Annotated in this window: 12 protein-coding genes; 2 read left to right on the forward strand and 10 right to left on the reverse strand. The window is 59.1% G+C overall.

Annotation, left to right across the window (positions count from 1 at the left end):
- Positions 1-27: 27 nt before the first annotated feature.
- The 10 genes from BUB60_RS00215 to BUB60_RS00260 all read right to left on the reverse strand — a co-directional run bounded on the left by BUB60_RS00215 (position 28) and on the right by BUB60_RS00260 (position 17,440).
- A complete protein-coding gene (locus tag BUB60_RS00215) occupies positions 28-828 on the reverse strand; it encodes a methyltetrahydrofolate cobalamin methyltransferase (protein WP_073075646.1) in 801 nt (266 codons plus the stop codon).
- A 136-nt stretch (positions 829-964) separates the two neighbouring features.
- A complete protein-coding gene (locus BUB60_RS00220) occupies positions 965-1,813 on the reverse strand; it encodes a bifunctional 5,10-methylenetetrahydrofolate dehydrogenase/5,10-methenyltetrahydrofolate cyclohydrolase (protein WP_073075647.1) in 849 nt (282 codons plus the stop codon).
- Positions 1,814-1,827: 14 nt separating this feature from the next.
- Positions 1,828-2,445, reverse strand: coding sequence for a cyclodeaminase/cyclohydrolase family protein (locus BUB60_RS00225; protein ID WP_073075648.1), 618 nt, complete (start codon positions 2,443-2,445; stop codon positions 1,828-1,830).
- Positions 2,446-2,536: 91 nt separating this feature from the next.
- Positions 2,537-4,216 (reverse strand): formate--tetrahydrofolate ligase, encoded by a 1,680-nt coding sequence (locus BUB60_RS00230; RefSeq protein WP_073075649.1) that lies wholly within the window; start codon positions 4,214-4,216, stop codon positions 2,537-2,539.
- A gap of 62 nt (positions 4,217-4,278) precedes the next feature.
- Positions 4,279-5,199, reverse strand: a complete 921-nt coding sequence (locus tag BUB60_RS00235) for a methylenetetrahydrofolate reductase (protein WP_073075650.1) — start codon at positions 5,197-5,199, stop codon at positions 4,279-4,281.
- A gap of 547 nt (positions 5,200-5,746) precedes the next feature.
- On the reverse strand, positions 5,747-6,259 hold the full coding sequence (locus tag BUB60_RS00240) for a hypothetical protein (RefSeq protein WP_073075651.1): 513 nt from the start codon (positions 6,257-6,259) through the stop codon (positions 5,747-5,749).
- Positions 6,260-6,287: 28 nt separating this feature from the next.
- A complete protein-coding gene (lgt, locus tag BUB60_RS00245) occupies positions 6,288-7,226 on the reverse strand; it encodes a prolipoprotein diacylglyceryl transferase (RefSeq protein ID WP_242941137.1) in 939 nt (312 codons plus the stop codon).
- 69 nt (positions 7,227-7,295) lie between these two features.
- Positions 7,296-8,573 (reverse strand): EF-P 5-aminopentanol modification-associated protein YfmH, encoded by a 1,278-nt coding sequence (yfmH, locus tag BUB60_RS00250; RefSeq protein ID WP_073075652.1) that lies wholly within the window; start codon positions 8,571-8,573, stop codon positions 7,296-7,298.
- Positions 8,570-9,913, reverse strand: coding sequence for an EF-P 5-aminopentanol modification-associated protein YfmF (yfmF, locus tag BUB60_RS00255; RefSeq protein WP_084726120.1), 1,344 nt, complete (start codon positions 9,911-9,913; stop codon positions 8,570-8,572). The genes yfmH and yfmF overlap by 4 nt, the downstream gene beginning before the upstream one ends.
- 81 nt (positions 9,914-9,994) lie before the next feature.
- Positions 9,995-17,440 (reverse strand): GH36-type glycosyl hydrolase domain-containing protein, encoded by a 7,446-nt coding sequence (locus BUB60_RS00260; protein ID WP_073075653.1) that lies wholly within the window; start codon positions 17,438-17,440, stop codon positions 9,995-9,997.
- 193 nt (positions 17,441-17,633) lie between these two features.
- Between BUB60_RS00260 and iorA the strand changes: the two genes are divergently transcribed.
- Together iorA and BUB60_RS00270 are read left to right on the forward strand one after the other, a co-directional pair.
- Complete coding sequence (iorA, locus tag BUB60_RS00265) at positions 17,634-19,424, forward strand: indolepyruvate ferredoxin oxidoreductase subunit alpha (RefSeq protein WP_073075654.1); 1,791 nt, start codon at positions 17,634-17,636, stop codon at positions 19,422-19,424.
- On the forward strand, positions 19,421-20,002 hold the full coding sequence (locus tag BUB60_RS00270) for an indolepyruvate oxidoreductase subunit beta (RefSeq protein ID WP_073075655.1): 582 nt from the start codon (positions 19,421-19,423) through the stop codon (positions 20,000-20,002). Before iorA ends, BUB60_RS00270 begins: the two co-directional genes overlap by 4 nt.
- Positions 20,003-20,004 lie beyond the last annotated feature (2 nt).

Below are 20,004 nucleotides of genomic sequence, written 5' to 3' on the forward strand. Positions count from 1 at the left end.
TAAGCGAAATTACGCTGGGCGACAAACTTATTTTTTCTGGCCAAAAATGCCCTGGCGGTAAGCGCCGATATATTCCATGCACATCTCGTCCATCCCAAGGAGAGCCTCGGTGGCATAGATCATGCCCATGAGATCCTGATTCAGCGGATCGAGAACGGCGCTGTCCATGCCGGCGTTCATGGCGAGGACGCAGAAAGCCTGGTTGACAAGCTTGCGGACCGGGAGGTTGAAGGAAATGTTGGATACGGCGCCGGAAATGTGGACCTTGGGGTAGTGCGACTTGATATAGGTCATGACCTCGACGACCATGGCGATGCCGTCCTCGGAGGTGCAAAGCATCTCGACAAGCGGGTCGATGTGGATGCGGCTGTCGGCGATGCCGTATTCTTTGGCCTTGGCCATGACCTTCTCAAAGACCTCGATACGCTTGGCGGCGGTCTTCGGAATGCCGGTGTCGTCGCAAAGAAGTGCCATAACCTCCCATTTGGTGTTGGCGATGATCGGGAAAGCCACGTCGATCTTGTCGCCCTCGCCCGAGACAGAGTTAAAGAGGCCCGGCTTCTTGCAGAGCTTAATACCTTCGACGCAGACATGAACATCCGGGCTGTCCACTGAAATGGGTGTATCGGTGACTTCCTGTACAAGGTCGATCATCCACTTGAGTGTCTCAAGCTCGTGCTCCTTAACGGAGGCACAAACATCGATAAAGGTGGCGCCTGCTTCGGATTCCTTCTTCGCGATATCGCGGATATAATCGGCGTTACGCTCGGCAATAGCTTTGGCGCAGGTGGGTATTGAGCCGTTCAATTTTTCAGCAATGACGATCATAAATTTTGCTCCTTAATAACTATTGATTTCTCTAAGCGGTTCTGACGCCGTATACGCAGCGCTTAGCACAGGTAAATGTTGCGTCAAATCATTCCAAAATTCCGCAACAATTACTATAACATATTTCAGTACAAAATTACAATAATTTTTTAGCGGCTTCCACAACATGAGAGACAAGCACCGATGTTGTGACCGTTCCAACGCCGCCGGGAACCGGTGTAATGGCGCCGACAATGGGCTCGGCGTCGTCAAATTTGACATCGCCGCAAAGCTTGCCGTCTGCCGTCATATTGATGCCCACGTCGACGACGATCTGGCCGGGAGCGAGGTATTCCTTCGTCACGGCATTGGCCTTGCCGGCGGCCACGATCAGGATTTCAGCCGTCCGTGCGACCGCGGGCATATCGACGGTCTTGGTGTGGCAGACAGTGACGGTGGTGTTTTTGCCCATCAGCATGACAGCCGCGGGCTTGCCCACGACGAGGCTTCGGCCGATAACCACGGCGCGCTTGCCCGCGCAGTTGACCTTGTAGAAATCAAGGATTTCCATGCAGGCCTGGGCCGTGCAGGGCGGGAAGCCGTTGCCGTTGCCGGTGAAGACGCCGGCCAGCGACCCGTCCGTGATGCCGTCGATATCCTTCTCGGGCTTCAGGGCTTTCCGGACCGCTTCCTCGTCCAGATGCTTGGGGAGAGGGCGGAAGATGAGAACGCCGTGCACGCCCTTGTCGTTGTTGAGCGATTCAACATTCTGTATCAGCACGTCCTGGGTCACATCGGCGGGGAGAACAATGTTTTTGACCGCAACGCCGACAGTCTCGCAGCGCTTCATGGCGCCCTTTTCATACGAGATGTCGTCCGGCCTTTCGCCGACGCGGAGGATGGCGAGGGTGGGGCTCACGCCCTTCGATTTGAGATTGGTGATCTCCGCCGTCATTTTTTCATTCAGCGCGGCGACGACGGCCGCGCCTTTTAACAGTTCAGCCATAAGGTATCCTTCTCCTATCTCAGACGGGTAATAACAGCGTCATAAATCTTATCGGCCTGTGCGCAGTATTTGGCGAGAAGCCCGTCGGCCTCCTTCTCAATCTGGGCGGCGTACGCCTTGTCCGTCATTGATTTTGTGTTGATAAACACGTTGAGGCTGGCGCCCATGAGCGCGGATTTGCAGAAGATAACGCCGACGCCCACGTCCGAAAGGGCAAGGGCACTGCCTTTTGCGGCCAGCTCCTCGTGCAGCTCAATGGCCTTACAGCAGGCGCGCATAATATCCATCGGCACGGAACAGGCGGCTTTCAGGGCGTCTTCCATAATCTTTTCACGGTTCGGGTCGTCCTTGGGGATGCCGTAGGCCTTGGAGAGAGGCTCGAACACAACGGCGTCCTCATCCACAAGGCGCAGGAGCTCTTTCTGGAGTGCCGCGGCTTTGTCCATGATGGCGTAGATATCCGCCTCCACGTCCGCATATTTCTTCTTGCCGACCGTGAGGTTGCCGACCATGGAGCCAAGCGCGGTGCCGACGGCGCCGACAAGAGCGGAAGCGCCGCCGCCGCCAGGAACAGGCGCCTTAGAGGCCAGCACGTCGACAAATTCGGTGCAGCTGACAGTGACAAATGACATAGTTACAATTCTCCTTTATAATTTGGCGCCGCGGTGCGCTGTTTTCGTGTTATACCGCCGCTGTAAAGCGGCGGTATAACACGCGGAGATATTAGAACAGGCCGGAAATCTTGCCGGACGCGTCGACGTCGATCTTCTCGGCGGACGGGACCTTCGGCAGACCGGGCATTGTCATGACATCGCCGGTCAGCGCGACGATGAAGCCGGCGCCCGCGGAAATCTTGAGGTTGCGGACGGTGACCTTGAAGTTTTTGGGCGCGCCGAGCTTCGCCGGATCGTCGGAGAAGCTGTACTGCGTCTTCGCCATACAGATCGGCACGTTGCCGAAGCCGAGATCTTCCAGCTGTTTGCACTGCTTGACGGCATTGGCCACAAGCTCGACGGAGTCGGCGTGGTAAATTTTCTTGGAAATGGCCTCGAGCTTTTCCTTGATGGGGAGATTCAGGTCATAGGAGAATTCGAAGTTGTTTTCGCCGGACTCGCAGAGCCGGACGACTTCCTTCGCCAGAGCCTCGCCGCCGGCGCCGCCCTTTGCCCAGACTTCGGACAGAGCCACGTTGACGCCCAGCTCGTTGCATCTCTTCTCCACGAGATCGAGCTCCGCCTTCGTATCAAACGGGAAAGCGTTGATGGCGACGACCGCGGGGAGCTTAAAGACCTTTGTGATGTTCTCAACGTGCTGCAGCAGGTTCGGCAGGCCCTTTTCAAGAGCCTCGAGGTTCTCCGTGTTGAGCTCCGTCTTCGGCACGCCGCCGTGCATCTTGAGGGCGCGGACAGTGGCAACGATAACGACGGCGCTGGGCTTGAGGCCGGCCATGCGGCATTTGATGTCGAGGAACTTCTCCGCACCGAGGTCTGCGCCGAAGCCGGCCTCCGTGACACAGTAGTCGCCAAGCTTCAGGGCCAGCTTTGTGGCCGTCACGCTGTTGCAACCGTGCGCGATATTGGCGAACGGACCGCCGTGGATAAAGGCGGGCGTATGTTCAAGCGTCTGGACAAGGTTGGGCTTGAGGGCGTCCTTCAGCAGGGCGGCCATGGCGCCCTGGGCCTTCAGGTCGCCGCAGGTGACAGGCTTCTCATCGTAGGTGTAGCCGACGATGATGCGCGCAAGACGCGCCTTGAGGTCGGTGATGTCGGAGGACAGGCAAAGAACGGCCATGATCTCGGAGGCGACGGTGATGTCGTAACCGTCCTCGCGGGGGAAGCCGTTCGTGCGGCCGCCGAGGCCGTCGGCGATATTGCGGAGCTGTCTGTCGTTCATGTCGACGCAGCGGCGCCATGTGATGCGTCTCGGGTCGATGTTCAGCGCGTTGCCCTGCCAGATATGGTTGTCCAGCATGGCGGCGAGCAGGTTGTTGGCGGCGCCGATGGCGTGCATGTCGCCGGTGAAGTGGAGGTTGATATCTTCCATCGGAACGACCTGAGCGTAACCGCCGCCGGCCGCGCCGCCCTTCACGCCAAACACGGGGCCCAGCGAGGGCTCGCGCAGCGCCACGACGGATTTCTTGCCGATATAACGCAGACCGTCGCCGAGACCGACCGTTGTGGTCGTCTTGCCTTCGCCGGCCGGCGTCGGGGTGATGGCTGTCACGAGAACGAGCTTGCCGTTGGGCTTGTCTTTGAGGTCGTTCCAGATGTTGAGGTCGATTTTCGCCTTGTAATTGCCGTACTGCTCAATATATTTCGGGTCGATGCTGACCTTCTTGGCAATCTCGGTAACATGGTCCATTTTTGTTGCTTGGGCGATTTCGATATCGGATTTAATCTCCATGATAAACCTCCTGATATTTTTATAAGGATTTCCTTAAAAAGGACGTCAATTAAGGGCGGCGGTCACAGGTCCTTGATGCCGGACTCCAAGACAATGCGGGCAACGTCGTCGTACTTGTTGAGCGCATAGAGATGGATGCCGGCAATGCCGCAGACGCGGTATTCGTCGATAAGCCTGATGGTATATTCAATGCCGGCTTCCTTGAAAGCGGCTTTCTTGGTGTCGGCAGCGTCGTCAGCGGGCGCAAAGGGGTTGGGGAATATCCAGTACCTGGAGATGATCTCGGCGAGCGCTCTGGGTATGACGCAGCCGTTACGGGAAAGCGCCATATTGATGGTGGCGGCAGCGTCCAGAACGGGCATGATGCCCACGTCGATGGGCAGGGTGACCCCGGCCTTGCGAATGGCGTCCACCCAGCGGCGGAACTGGTCCATATCCCAGCACAGCTGCGTCATGATGAAGTTGGCGCCCTCATCCTGCTTCTGCTTCAGAAAGGAAATGTCAGCCTCCAGACTGCGGCAGGCGATATGGCCCTCGGGCGAGCCGGCCACGGCGATGGTGAACTTATCGCCGAAGGTGTCGCGGACAAACTTCACAAGCTCTGTGGCGTAATGCAGGTCGCCGCCCGTGCCGGTCCAGCCGAAGGGCAGGTCGCCGCGTAGCGCCAGCATGTGATCGATGCCGTGCTCCAGATACGTCTGGAGCTGCTGCTTGATGCCCTCATGGGTATTCCCGATACAGGTAAAGTGCGTGATGGGGATAACGCTGCCGGAAGCCTTGACGGCGTCCAGAACCTCCAGGTTTTTACCGACGTTGCCGCCGCCAGCGCCATAGGTGCAGGAAATATAGTCGGGCTTCAGCTTATACAGCTTCTCCAGGACACCGCCTTTTCCCGCCAGCTTCGTCATGCCTTCGTCGGTTTTCGGGGGGAAGACCTCAAAAGAGAAGGCCATGCGCTTTTCCATAATTTCATGTGCTTTCAAATGATTTTCTCCTTTCACATGGAAAACACATAACAGTCTGCATGTCACAATAATGTGATAATCCAGGAAAATTTACCTGTCAGACTGGTATGATTTTAACACTTGGGTTCAACGAAGTAAATATAAATGCTCCCTTAAACCGTATCAAACTGCCTATTTCATACAATACTCCAAAAAACAAAGTAAATAATACAAAAATAAAAATGCGCACTACGTTAAATATTTAACAGGCGTGTTTTGCTTTGTGAAAAACTGTGATAAATACGTGACAATTCGAACTTAAAACGAATATTTATCGAAGATTATCGCGCCCGGCATACGGTTTATTTTTAGTAAAGGCGTCTGCTTTATGCGTCGGCATTTAAATCTTCCTGCATCCGAATTCAAGCCAATTCCATGCAACAATCCGGAAGGCTGCGGGAACATGGCCGTTGAACAAATATTTATTCAACGCGTGAATAAATCCGAAAAAGCAAGAAGATTCTCCGTAAAATGAAGAATCTTCTTGTAAAATAAATTATCAAAGGTGATTCCGGCAAACCGGGCATTAAAGTGTGAATGGCGGCGGCATCTTGTCGGTTCCCGCATCGCCTTCCTGATCGATGGTGTCCTGCACGCTTTCTCCGGGCTCAACCGTATCCGTGCCGGGGGCCGGGGTTTCAAAATCCTCGACGATGATCTCAACACCGTCTTTTTCGTCCGCTTCGTCTTCCACGTCGCCCTCGTCGTCAACGGGCTCAAAATCCGCGCAGCCCCGGAGTTCGTCGATCTCCTTCTGCTTAGCGGAAATAGTGTCCAGCGAGGTGTCGATCTCGGCGCAGGTCTGGGCGAAGCCGGGTTCGGGGTTTGTTTTGTTGAGGTCGTAATACAGTTTGCCGAGCTCTCTGTAAAGCTTCCTCACGTTGCCTTTTTCAAACGTGACCTCCGCGCTCAGCTTTGTGATTTTTGCGAAAATTTTCGTCCGCTCCTCGGCAACCTTATAAAACTCAACGGACTTGTCGGCGAGGGTTTCCATGGTATCCTTGGCTTTTTGCTTCAGGTCGTCAAAAGTTGTCATCATTCATCTGCCTCCTTCAATAAAAATAATATTATTCGTCGGCCGCTCCAAAAGCGGCATCCATATCGGCATTATGCTTTTCGGCTCCGGCGCCGTCGGTCTCTTCCTGATTTTTTTTAGCAGAGTGGGCTTTGTCCGGACCAGCCCTATTTACATAAAGGTCTTCGGGCGTGAATTTCCGGCGCAGCTGGTTGCGCAGCAGGATAAATACAGCCGCGCAGAAAGTCAGCGCCGCAACGAGCTGCGAGACGCGGATATCGGTATGGAACAGATAAAGACTGTCCGTCCTGAGTCCCTCGATGAAAAAGCGACCGAAGCCGTACCAGGCGAGATAGGCGAGAAAAACCTGCCCGTCATATTTTCTGTATTTTTTCGAAAATATATGAATCAGGATAAAACCGAGAATATTCCACAGCGATTCGTACAGAAACGTGGGGTGGACGTAAACCGTTCCCTGGGCGGTTGTCAGGCCCATTTTCCAGGGCAGGTCCGTCCTGCCGCCGAAGGCCTCCCGATTCATGAAATTGCCCCAGCGCCCGACAGCCTGCCCGATGAGCAGGCCAAGACCGCCAACGTCAAAGAAAACGAGAACCGGCAATTTTTTGCTTCTGGCGTAAAAGAAAATGCAGATGACGGCGGCGATGATGCCGCCATAGATGGCCAGCCCGCCCTCCCAGACTTTAAAAATGTTCAGCCATTTGCCGGGTCCGATATAATCGGCCGGATTAAAGATGACGTAGTACAGCCGCGCGCCGACGACGCCGGAGACGACGGCATAGATAAACAGGTCCAGGACGTTGTCCTGCGAAAGCCCGAATTCGCGGCGACGCTTCATGATGTAAAGCGTGGCCAGCAGAAAGCCGGCGACGATGATGACGGCATACCAGTAGACCGGACGGCCGAAAACCATAAAATACCGCGGCGGGTCCAGCACAAACTGGCTGCCGAACATGGGAAACGATATTTTCACGTCCTGCAAAAGAAACACCCACTTCTATCTGTAAATAATATTCGCCGGACGCCGCCGTTGTGCGGCGGGTCAGGCTGTTTGATAAGGGCTGATGATGGAAAGCGCCAGGTTGTCGGGCGCCAGGTTTGTCCTGATGAACGACACGACATCCTCCGGCGTCACCGCGTTCAGGATGTCGACGGCCTCGTAGGCGTCGTAGCCTCTGAAATAGCCCTGGGCATAGTTATAGCAAATACTGTCAAAGGAGTTCAGCATCCTGATCTGGCGGCCCGTCATGGCCTTTTTCAGCCGGTCGAACAGCGTGGTGTCGACGCCCCGGTCTGCCAGTCGCTTTGCCTCGGCCTTGTACAGCTTAAAAACCTTGTCGGGGTCGGAGCTTTCGCCGCCCGCCATCGTGTAGAAGGCGCCCGCGGCCGACTCGTAGGCGGCGGAAAAGCCGCTGTTGACGAGTCCCTGGCCGTACAGCTGCAAATAGAGGGGAGAAGAGTGGCCGGCCAGGATGTCGAGAGCCAACGCGCCGACGAGCTCCTGACGGAAATAGTCGCGGCCGTCTTTCACCGGGACGGCTTTGGCGCCCATCAGGAAGATCGGGATGCTGACCTCCATTTTCTGCTCGGCCCGCTTTGTCTCGGGAACCTGCGATTCTGCCGGACCGTAGTCCCGCTGGGGCACCTCGCCGGGCTCCTTGGGTAAAATCCGGCGGGCGGCGGCCACGATTTTTTCCGGGTCCACGTCGCCGGTCACACACAGGACCATGTTGGACGGGTTGTAAAAGACATTGTGGCAGTTGTAGAGCGTATCGGCCGTGATCTGGGCGATGCTCTCCACCGTCCCGGCCACGGAATCCCGCAGGGGATTGTGCTTGTACAGCGCCTTCATAAGGCCGTAATAGACGGCGTAATCCGGCTCGTCCTCCGTCATGCGGATCTCCTGGCCGATGATGCCCTGCTCCTTCTGGACGCTCTCCGGCGTGAAATAGGGGATGGAGACGAAGCTCAAAAGAATCTCGAGGTTTTCCTCAAATTTCTCCGTGCTTTCAAAATGATAGGCCGTGATATCCGACGAGGTGAAAGCGTTGGGGGAGGCGCCGTTGGCCGACAGGTCGGTCAGGGCGTTGCCGTCCTTGGTATCGAACATTTTGTGCTCCAGAAAATGCGCCACGCCCATCGGCGTATCGATCCAGTTGCCGCCGAGCTTGAAGCGCCTGTCGGCCCCGCCGTAGTCGGTGGCGAAAAAGGCGTAGCTTTTATTGTAACCGCGCTTCGGAATGACGAAAACGGACAGGCCGTTCTCCAGCTTTTCGCTGAACACCTGCTCGCGGATCAGATCGTATCCCTTATTTCTCATGCTTTTTCGCCTCCGTTTCCGGCCCCGGCCGCGACGGCCGGGCTGCCTGTCCCTGCGGAACTGTTCGTCCCGGTCAGATAATAGATCATATCCGTTTCGATGCCGGAGGCGATATCGGCGACCTCCTTGGCGGTTACGGCGTCGCAGAGCCCGGCCAGCTCGTCCGGCGTATATTTGATGGAAGCGATGGACTGGTCGAAGAACAGCTCCTCCAGTCCCGTCGGCCTGTCCATCGTCGATTTGATCGAGGTGATGACGGCGCGCTTGGCCGAAACGAGCTCCCAGTCGCTGATCTCGCCGCGGCGGATGGCATCCAGCTGGGCGAGGATCTCGCGGAGCGCTTCGTCGAACTTTGCGAATTCCACGCCGGAGGCGACCGCCATGATGCCCTTGTGCTTTTCAACGATCGAGCTGGCGTAATAGCACAGCGACAGCTTCTCGCGGACGTTTAAAAACAGCTTGGACGTCACCGAGCCGCCGTAGATGGCGTTAAAGACCATCAGCGCGGCGTAATTGGGGGACAGCATCGTCTTGCCCAGCCGGAACCCCACGGTCAGCTTGCCCTGATTGACGTCCAGCTTGTCGGTGAACGTCCTGGGCTCCTTCGCTGTGGCCTCCAGCCGGACGTCGGTGGCGATGTCCTCGGCGCGGCCCGCGCGCGGCAGCGCTTCGAGGGAGCCCAGCAGCGCCGCCTCCACACGCGCCGGCTCGTGGGCGCCGCAGTAGAAGATTTCAATCCTCGAGGCCGCGATGATGCTTTTATAATGCTTCGTCAGCGAGGCGGCCGTGATGGTCTCGGCGTTCTTCTCATCGCCCAGCCTGTTGATGCCGAAGGGCTCATGGTCGCACATCAGCTCGAACAGTCTGTCGAGGGAATAGCTCCGCTTGTCGTTGATGCCCGCGCGGATATCGTCGATCAGGTTCTTTTTCTCGCTCTCGACGTAATCGGAGATGAGAAGCCCGCCGTGGGTAGCCGGCGCCAGCAGCATCTCGCCCAGGAGCGCCGCCGTTTTTTCCAGGATGTTTTCGCCCTTGGGCACAAAATCGTCGTCAATGAAATCGGCGAGGAAGCCGATGCAGTGCTTTTCTCCTTTTTTTCGCACCATCGGGAGAATCCGGGCGCCGTACAGCTCGTCCAGGTAGCTGTTGACCTGCTCCATGTCCGGGTGCGTGGCGGTACCGCGAAGCAGAACCCGGGGAAGGAGCGCGTTTTTGGCCGCCGTGTCCTTATCAAGCTTTGTGATCAGATTGACCGACAGGCAGCAGGTCTTGAACTTGTCCGTTTTGACGCATGTCAGATTCGTATCCGGCATGATCTGTTTTCTGATAACTTCCTGCATTATATCCCTCCATGGCGTCTCATCCGTTTTGGTAATTTTTGATTTTATTATACTATATCAGATAAGCTTTGGAAAATAAAATTATTGTGAATTTTCGGCCCCCGCCGGAATCAGCTTTTCGTCGATAACGACGTCGCCGCCGCTGTACGGCGCACCGTCCGCGGTCACCGTGACGCGGCCCCCGCGCTTTACCAAAATGTGATACGTCCTGCTGCCGTTTCTCCAAACGGCCTCAAAGCCCTCCCAGCCGCCGGGCAGGTCGGGACGGACGTGCAGTACGCCGTCCTTAATGCGGAGCCCCAGGAGGTTTTCCAGCGCCACGCGTTTGTACCAGCCGGCGGCGCCCGTATACCAGGTCCAGCCGCCGCGTCCCACATGGTCCGGCGCCGAATAGACGTCTGCCGCCAGAACGTAGGGCTCCGTCCTGTAAATTTCGTTGGGCCGCCCCTGGGGCAGGAGCGCCTGCAGGATATCAAGGCCCTCGTCCTTCATTCCGGCCATGAAAAGGCCCATCGCGAGCCAGACCGCGCCGTGGGTATACTGACCGCCGTTTTCCCGGAAGCCGGGGCTGTAGCCCTTGATATAGCCGGGCGTGCTGCCGCCGTTTTCGAAAGGCGGGTCGAACAGGCGGACAATCCGGTCGTCTCTGTCGTAGAGCCGCTCGACGGAGGAAACAAGCGCCGTTTTCGTCTTTTCCGGGTCGGCGCCGGCAAAGGCGGCAAAGCTCTGCGCGATGGAGTCGATGCGGCACTCCTCCGAGGCGCAGGAGCCCAGCGGCGCGCCGTCGTCGTAATACCCGCGCATGAACCAGTCGCCGTCCCAGGCGTTCTCGGCGTCGGCGCGGAACTTTGCGGCCGCCTCAAGAAAGCGCGAGGCCGCGCCGGGGTTGCCGGCGCCCTGGCAGAGCTCGGCCATTCGGGAGGCTGTGATGGCGGCAAACCACGTCAGCCAGACGCTCTCGCCCTGGCCGCCGGCGCCGACGAGGTTCATCCCGTCGTTCCAGTCGCCGCTGCCGATGAAGCAGAGGCCGTGGCAGCCCGTTCCACGCGCGATGACGAGGTCCACGGCCCTGACGGCGTGCTGCAGAAGAGGCTCTGACAGCCCGCTCAAGTGGGGCTGCTCATAGCGCTCCAATTCGTCCTCGTTAAGGGGCGGTGAATTCAGATAACGCACGGGCGTGCCCAGAACGGCGCGGTCGCCGGTTTTTTCGATATACTCGCACAGGGCGTAGGGCAGCCACAAAAGATCGTCGCTGCACCGCGTACGTACTCCCTTGTCGCCGCAGTTTTCCTCATTGGCGCCGGGGTGCCACCAGTGCTGGACGTCGCCCTCCTCGAACTGGTGGGCCGCGGCGCGCAGCAGATGCGCCCGGGCCACCTCCGGCGCTTCGTCCAATACGGCGCAGATATCCTGCAGCTGGTCCCTGAATCCGTAGGCGCCGCCGCTCTGGTAGAGAGAGCTCCGGCCGAAGATGCGGCAGGCCAGCGTCTGATACGTGGCCCAGCCGTTCAAATACCTGTTGAGGCCGTCGTCCGGCGTCGTGACGGTGAGCTTGGTGGCGACGCATGCCCAATAGTCCGTTGTCTCCCGCAGCTTGCGCCGGGCGGCGGCGTAATCCGCCAGCGCCCGCAGCTTTTCCGGGCTGTCGCAGCCGGTTACGATGACAAGAGATTTCACCGCTCGGTACACGGCGGCGGCGCAGGGGACAAAGCCGGCCCCGGTGATGCCGTCGTACGTGCCTTTGAGCGCGCTGTTTTTAGAACAGGTGAACGACTTGACGGGCGACGAGGCGGCCAGGCGGAAAACGGAGTCCGGGAAATCGACGTTGTACACATTCTGCGCCGTGAGCATCCCGTCTTCTGCCGAGGTTTTGACGTAAACGCCGTCGGAGGCCTCCGGAAAGAGGACCAGGTCCGTGAAATATGAGACCTCCAGCCCGGCCCCGTCGGCGGCTTCGATGATGAAGACGCGGGCGGCGGTGTCCAGCGGCACGAACGCGGTCGTCGTGTACGTGGCGCCGTCGATCGTTTTTTTCCACTCCGCCCAGCCAAAGCCGTAGGTGACGGCGCATTTGAGACCGTCGCCGGCGGCGAAGAGGGAAATCTCCGCGCTGTCTTTAACGAGCTTCAGCGTTTCGGTGCCGCACGTCGTCAGGCTGTCATTCAGCCAGCGGTTGATTTTGTTTTCGCGGGCGTTCAGATGCCACATGTGCCCCGTCCCGGCGTCCGTGGCGATATAGCCGAACGCTTCATTTGCCAGCGTGTGGCACCAGGCGTTGTAGGGCAGCTGCCCGTTTATCGTGAAGGTGAAGCTGTTGTCGCTGTTGTAACCATACTCAAGCGCGCCCCCGCTTGCGGCGTCCGAAAACGGCCGCGTCACGGGCGGCATATCTTCGCAGCGGGGCGGCAGGGCGAGCCTCTCTCCGGCGGGGATGAAGGCGGCTGAGGCGGCCCGGACCGTGCCGGCGGCGTCCGACGCCATGTCGCACAGATGAATGCCGCCCCGGGCTCCCAGCCGGTACTCGACGTCGTTTTTCCTGAGTACGTCCAGCAGGGCGTCGCGCAGGGTGCTTCTGTAATCGCCGCCGCCCCGGATGAGGAAGACGAGGTCGAAGGCGGACCCGTTGTCATGGAGGAGACGGTGCCAGGAGATAAGCTCCCGGGATGCGTCGATGTCTCCATCGCTTTCGACGGCGGCGGTAACGATCGGGAGATCCCCGGAGACGCCAAGGCTCCAGAGGCCGCGCTGCCCTTTGGCCAGAGACGGGAGCAGTCCTGCGTCAATACGCCTGTCCGGGGAGTGATAGATAAGCAGCGGCAGGAGCGCCATCGCCCTGTCGAGCTGCTCGGCGGAGAGCCCCAGCCGGTGCGCCGTCTCGTCAACGCGGGAATAGAACGCCGGCTCGGTGACGGCCAGTATCCGCTTGGCGGCGGCGGAAGCCGCCTGCGGCGTTGAGGCCGTGGTGACGGCAAGGCTCACCGAATACGGGACGTTCGGCTGCAGAGACAGACTGACGCGCGCCAGGACGCACGGGTCCAGCACGGCGCCCAGCGACATCGACGGCTCTTTGGCAAGGGCGGATTTCAGAGCGAAAATGCCGCCGCGCCCCAGCGCCTTCTCCCGGGAAGTGTCGAACGAAAACGGGCACGACGCGTCAAACGCCAGCGCGATGCCGCGCCCCTTGGCGCGCGGGCGGCGCTTGACGATAACGGAATTGTCATGGAGCATCGTCTCCAAGGAGAGCTTTGAAAAGGCCGGATGCGCGTCGTAGTCCGACTGGCGGGCCAGAACCGGCTCAAAATAGCAGATCAGCTCGGCCTCCCGCTGAACGGTGGACAGGACCTCCACGGTGCGCAGCTCGCCGGCCTCGTTTTCCGGGACGCTGGCGGTGACCGAGGTGCTGAGGCTCCCGCTTTTGGCGCTGATTTTGCAGCAGGAGCCGGTGAGCTCGGCCGAATAGCGGACCTGCGGGTCAAAGACAGGGGAGGGCAGCAGCGGGAGCAGCTCGCCCCCGCAGCTCAGGTAAAACGACATACCGGCGTCCGGGCCGAGCGGCTCGAAGGATGTTTTTGTGAGGGTGACGCCGTTCCAGAAGGAGCTGGACTGGCCCGTTTCCGCCATGATGACGTTATACGCGCCGTTGCCCAGAAGCGTGCAGCGCGGGTTCTTGTAATCGATGCCGTCGCAGCTGACGCCCCAGCTCTGGGACGACAGGCGCACGGGCTTTTCCGGCACGTCCCGCGGCGGCTGGCGGAGAACGATGCCGCCCACGGGCACCTTCTCCTGCAAAAGCTCGGCGAAGGCCGCCATCTCCCTGTCTCGCATAAAGCGCCGCTGCATAATGCCGGATCTCAGGACGTTGTCGATGGCCACGAGGCTCATGCCGAGATGGTGGGCCATAAACGTCCGTACAATTTCATAATCCTTGCTGCGCAGGCGGTTCGGCGTGAAGTCAACGGCCTCGTAAAGGCCGTATCGGCCCTCCGCTCCCAGCTCCTGCAGGCGCTGTATGTTGCGTACGGCCGCCTTGGCGTCCAGCTGGAGCGCCAGGAATGTGGAATAGGGCGAGACGACGGCCTCCTTGCCCATGCCGCGCTTGAGCGCCAGGCGTTGGACGCCGTGGGCCTTGTAACGATAATTGAGCGCGTGGTCGAAGGCGTAAAAAGCGCTCTCGGACATACCCCAGGGAATACCGTCGGCACGCTTTTTCTGCACGTACAGGCAGAACTTCAGGCTCTCGTAAATAAGGGAGTTCTGATAGCACGGCAGCAAGAGCTCCGGCATCATATACTCGAACATCGTCCCCGTCCAGGACGCCATGCCCCTGTAGCCGTCCTTGGCCACCAGAGACCGGCCCAGACGGCGCCAGTGCTTTCTCGGGACGTCGCCGCGGGCAATGGCCAGATAGCTTGTCTGGCGCGCCTCGGAGGCCAGCAGGTCATACCAGCCCTCCGTGGGCGCGTTTTTTGTGAGGTCCAGGCCGATATAAAACAGCTGCCGCTTCTCGTCAAACAGCGGCGTAAAACTCATGGCGGAGAGAAGCCCCTGAGCCGTGTCGGCCAGCGCCGTTTCGCCGAGCTCCTTAAGGCCTTCCCGCAGGGCGATCAGGCAGCCGGCAAAGTTGCCGCTGTCCACTGTGGAGATATATGCCGGTTGAAGGATGCCCAGCGTCGTCGTGTCATACCAGTTGTACAGGTGGCCGTTCCACTTGGGCAGCTTCTTGATGGTTTCGAAAATGCAGGAAATAACGCCCACGGCCTTTTCCCGCGTCGTGACGCCAAGGTCCAGGGCGGCAAGGGCCGACAGGAGCGCCAGGCCGATGTTCGTGGGCGACGTCCTGTGGGCCACGCCGACGGCGGGCTGCTCCTGAAAGTTATCGGGCGGCAGGAAATTGTCATCCGGGCTCAGAAGCTCTTCAAAGTAACGCCAGATATCGCCGGCGCAGCGCGACAGCACGAGGCGGTCCACCGGGCGCAGGGATTCTTTTTTCCGGACGTCCCTGCTGATGGCGATCACCAGAAGGGGAGAGAGCGCCCAGACGATCCCGACGGCCGCCGCCGCGGGGAAGTGCGTGAACAAGACGATAATCAGCGAAAAGACGACGACGGGCCACATGCGCCCCAGCACGGCGACAAAATTGTTTTTCGTCTTTTTTTCCGAGTCTGCGGCCGTGACCCAGGCCAGCAGATGCCTGTGGGAGATCAGCATCCTGTAAAGCGCCGTGACAATGGCGTTTAAGCAGACCCATGCCTCGTAAGGGAGAAAGATCAGCCGGACGAGCGTCTGGATAAACTGCCCGCCGATGCCGCTGATGACGGTGGAATGATAGCGCACGCGCCCGTGATTTTTGCGGAAGATATCCGCCGTGGACGCGATAACGAGATGGGACGCCGCCGCCAATATCGCCACGAGGCCGGCCCACACGAAGTCCGTGTTGTCCAGCAGCATGCCCAGGAAAATAGAGGCGAAGGAGAAAATCGGCACCAGGCTCCGACGGAGATTGTCGATGATCTTCCAGCGGTCGATCTGCCCGAGGCAGTTCTGCTGGACGTTGCCGTCGGCGGTTTTAACCCGCCTTTTGAGCCAGGGCAGGGACTGCCAGTCGCCGCGGGTCCAGCGATGCATCCTGTCGTAATAAGTCGTTACCTTGGCGGGATAGCCGTCCGTCAGCTCAATATCGCCGGCAAAGCCGCAGCGCAGGTAAGCGCCCTCCAAAAGATCGTGGGACAGGACGGTATTTTCCGGGAAACGGTTGTCGAGGCAGCCAAGGTAGGCGTCCACATCGATAATGCCCTTGCCCGAAAAGCTCCCCGTGCCGAAGAGATTCTGATAGATGTCGCTGGTGACGCCGCCGTAGGGGTCAAGGCCGCCCTGGCCGGCGAAGACGCGGGTGTAATCCGTCTGGCAGGCGGCGGCAAGGTCTACGGAAATGCGCGGCTGCAGTATACCGCTGCCGGAGGTGACGATGCCGTGCAGCGTGTCGACAACGGGCCTGTTCAGCGGGTGCAGCATCGAGCCGATAAGCTCCCGGGCCGTACCGGCGCACAGGCGCGTGTCGCTGTCCAGGGCGATGATATAGCGGGTGCCGGCGAGTGCCTCGGCAATTCCCGCCGAGCATTTCATGCCTGAAGCCTTGCCGCGCAGAAAACGGCAGAGCTCGAGGATAGCACCCCGCTTCCGCTCCCAGGACGTGTAGCGCCTGTCGCGCGCGTTATAATGCCTGTCGCGGCAAAAAAGAAAAAAGCCGCCGCCGTATATCGCGTTGAGGCGTTTGATTTCCTCTTCGGCGTTGCGGATAACCTTCTCGTCCTCCGCGAGCGTCGGGACGGCGGCGTCGGGCAGGTCGGCCAATATCCCAAATCGGAGGTTCGGCCCGGCGTCGCGGTTTAAAAGCCGGTATTCCTCCAGAAGGCCCGCAGCGCGGGCGCCGCTGTCCGTCGAGGTCAGAAGCACGGAGATCACACAGAGCGTCCGCCCCTCGTCCGGCACGCCGGCTTCCAGCTCCAGCCGCGGCACCCGCTGCGGGCTGAAGAGCTTCAGGACGAAATAGTCCACCACGTTTTTGACGATCTCCGATACCGGCAGCAGCAGCAGAATGGAGATCGCCGGCTGGTCAAGGGCAAAGCTGATGAGCAGCGCGATAAAAAGACTGGCCAGCAGGATAAGGCTCACGTAGCTGGCGCCTGTGCGGCGTTTTTTATCAAGCCCCAGCGGTTTTGTAAAGATATAGGTGCCCACGTGGCTGCTGTCGGATTGGGATAAAAGCAGTACCCGCTCCGCCACATGGTGCTCGCTCTCCGAGGTCTCCTCGGCCAGGCGGGCAATCTCCCGGCGGTACAAAAAACGCGTCTGCTCGTCCATTTCGGAATAGACGCCCGTCGGGTCGAGCTTGAGCGTCCGCTCGACTCTGTTAACCCGTTCCAGGATTTTGGACGCGTCAAAGCCGGACAGAAAGCGCAGCGCTGTAAAAAGACGGCCCAGGAGCGGTGCGAGGCCGTCCTCCACGACGCCATCGTTAATGACATGGCAGAGCTTTTTACAGGCGCATGCCAGGGCTTCTATCAGCGCGAGCCGCAGGATGGGGATAAAGGACGACAGCTCCGCCTCGGACAAAAAAACGGCATCCTGAAAGGCGTCGAGAAAAACCTCGATGCGTTCTCCCGTCACGGCCCCGCAGCCGGACGAGACAAGCGCCCGGGCGGCCTCGCCGACAACGAGCCGCGTTTTATCGGTGCTCTTCAGCTTGGGGGATGATTTGATATCGGAAATGGCGCTCTTGCCCTCACGCTCGGCGATGTACCAGTTATCTAAAAGCCACTCGACCTCCTGCGGGATCGTGACGTGCGCCTGCGCATAAGCGGCGGCGTCCTGCATGACGGACTTGATTGTGGTGAGATTTTTTTCGGCTGTTTTGGCGGTATAAAAAGTTGAAACCGGCTTGCCGGGCGTCATTGTTCTGCCGCAGTCATAGGCAAATTGTCCCAGGTTTTCAAGCTTTATAAATTCTTCGTTACCGTACGTCGACATTCATACGTTGTTCCTTTCGATGGGGCTAATCTGTTTTATTTTTTCCGGGGGCGGTGCAAATATACAAATTTTTGACAGAGCTCGGGGAACAGGCTGCATAAACATTCAAAATCCATACCAAAAGCATTTACAAACCGCGCCGCTTTATGTAAAATAAACTTTATTATTCATCCGGATGGAAGAAGGAAAGCACATGGCACAAAGTCTGCTGATGGGGAACCAGGCGATTGCCCTCGGCGCACTGCGCGCGGGCGTCGGCCTTTGCAGCGGGTACCCCGGCACGCCGTCGACGGAGGTCCTCGAGACGATATCCAAAAACAGGCGCGGCATATACGTGGAATGGTCTGTCAACGAGAAAGCGGCCCTTGAGGTTGCGGCGGGAGCGGCGTATACCGGAACGCGCACGCTTGTCACGATGAAGCAGGTGGGCCTCAACGTGGCGTCCGACCCGCTGATGAGCCTTGGTTACATCGGCGTCAAGGGCGGCATGGTCGTACTGGTGGCCGACGACCCCGGCCCGATCTCCTCCCAGACGGAGCAGGACACACGCACGTTTGCCCGTTACGCCAAAATTCCCTGCTTCGACCCGTCGTCCCCCGAGGAAGCCTATGAGATGATCGGGGATGCATTCGACTATTCGGAAAAATATGCAACGCCCGTCCTGTTCCGGCCCACAACGCGGCTTTGCCACGCCTGCGCGTCCATCGATACCGACGATTTTGTAAAGCAGATCAGCCCGGAGGGCTTTAAAAAAGACCCGAAATGGGTCATTTTCCCGCGGCTGTCCTACGCCGCGCACCTGAATATTGAAAAGCGAAACCCGCAAATCGGCGAGGATTTTTCTACATACCGCTTCAACACGCGGACCGGCGCCGGGAAAAAAGGCGTCGCCGCCGGCGGCGTCAGCCACGCGTACGTCAAGGAGGCGCTGAAAATACTCGGCGGGGACTGCCGCCTTCTAAAGGTCGGCACGCCCTTTCCGTTCCCGGAGACGCTGGCGTACGAGTTCCTTGACGGCCTTGAGGAGGTCCTCGTCATTGAGGAGCTTGATCCTGTTATTGAGCGCGAGCTTGTTTATCTCTGTGGCAAAAAAGGCATTAGACTGACTGTCAAAGGAAAGCTGACCGGCCACGTCCAGGCCGCCGGAGAGAACACGGTCGAAAGCGTTGTCCGTCAGCTCTCTGAGTTTTTAAATATTCCTTACGAGAAAACGGCCGCTGCTTCACTGCCGCAGCTCCCTGTCCGGCCGCCCGTCCTGTGCGCCGGATGCCCGCACCGGGCGTCATTTTACGCCGTCAAGCAGGCGATGAAGGGAAAAAAAGCGCTCTTTTCCGGCGATATCGGCTGTTACACGCTCGGCAACGCACAGCCCCTCGACATGGTGGATACCTGCCTGTGCATGGGGGCGGGCATCACGCTGGCCCAGGGCATCCGCCGGGCGGAGCCGGATACGGCGTGCTTTGCCTTCGTCGGCGACTCGACGTTTTTTGCCTCGGGCATCACCGGCATCGTCAACGCCGTTTACAACAACACCGACATGATCCTTGTCGTCCTGGACAATTCCACGACGGCGATGACGGGGCATCAGCCCCATCCGGGAACGGGCAGAACGCTCATGGGCGACGCGGCGGGGAAGCTGAGTATTCCCGATATTTTAAAGGCCATCGGCGTCAAAAATGTCCAGATTGCTGATCCCCTCGATCTCACGGCCGCCATCGCCGCCGCTAAAAAAGCCGCCGATGACGGCGGCGTTCAGGCGATCATCTATAAATCGCCCTGTATTTATGTGACTGAATCTGAGAAAACGGCGGATGTCGAGCCCGATCAGTGCATCGGCTGCCAGCGCTGTATTCAAGAACTCGGCTGCCCGGCGCTCGTCACGGAGGGCGGCAAGGCAGCGATCGATAAAAGCCTCTGCACCGGCTGCCTGATCTGCGCGCATATCTGCCCGACGGGCGCCATCAAAGGGGGGAGACGGTCATGAATATCCTTCTTGCCGGCGTCGGCGGCCAGGGCACCGTCCTCGCCTCGCGGCTCCTCGCCCAGTGTGGTCTCGACAAGGGCCTCCGGGCACACACCGCCGAGACGATTGGCATGGCGCAGCGCGGCGGCAGCGTCGTCAGCCATGTGCGCATCGGGGAGGACATGTTTTCCCCGCTCATCCCGAAGGGGACGGCGGACATCATCATCGGCTTTGAGCCCGCCGAGGCGGTCCGGTGCTTTGATTACTTAAAGCCCGGCGGTGCGGTTGTCGTCAGCAGCCGGCCCATCCGGCCCACGACGGCAATCCTGTCGGGCAGCGCTTATGACGGGGGCGCCATGCTGGATTTCCTGAAAAGCAGCGCCGGCCGGCTCGTTGTTGTGGACGGTGAGCGGCTGGCCGAGGAGACAGGCTCGATGCGGTCGCTGAATCTTGCGCTTTTGGGCGCCGCCGCCGGCAGCGCGCTCGGCTTTACAACGGACGATATCGCCGGTGCCATGGCAAAGCTTATGGCGCCCCGGCACATCGAGGCAAATATGACGGCGCTCCGGCTGGGCTTTGAGAGCGTCAAAAATTCGTAAGG

The organism is Sporobacter termitidis DSM 10068, assembly GCF_900130065.1.
GTDB lineage: Bacteria > Bacillota > Clostridia > Oscillospirales > Oscillospiraceae > Sporobacter > Sporobacter termitidis.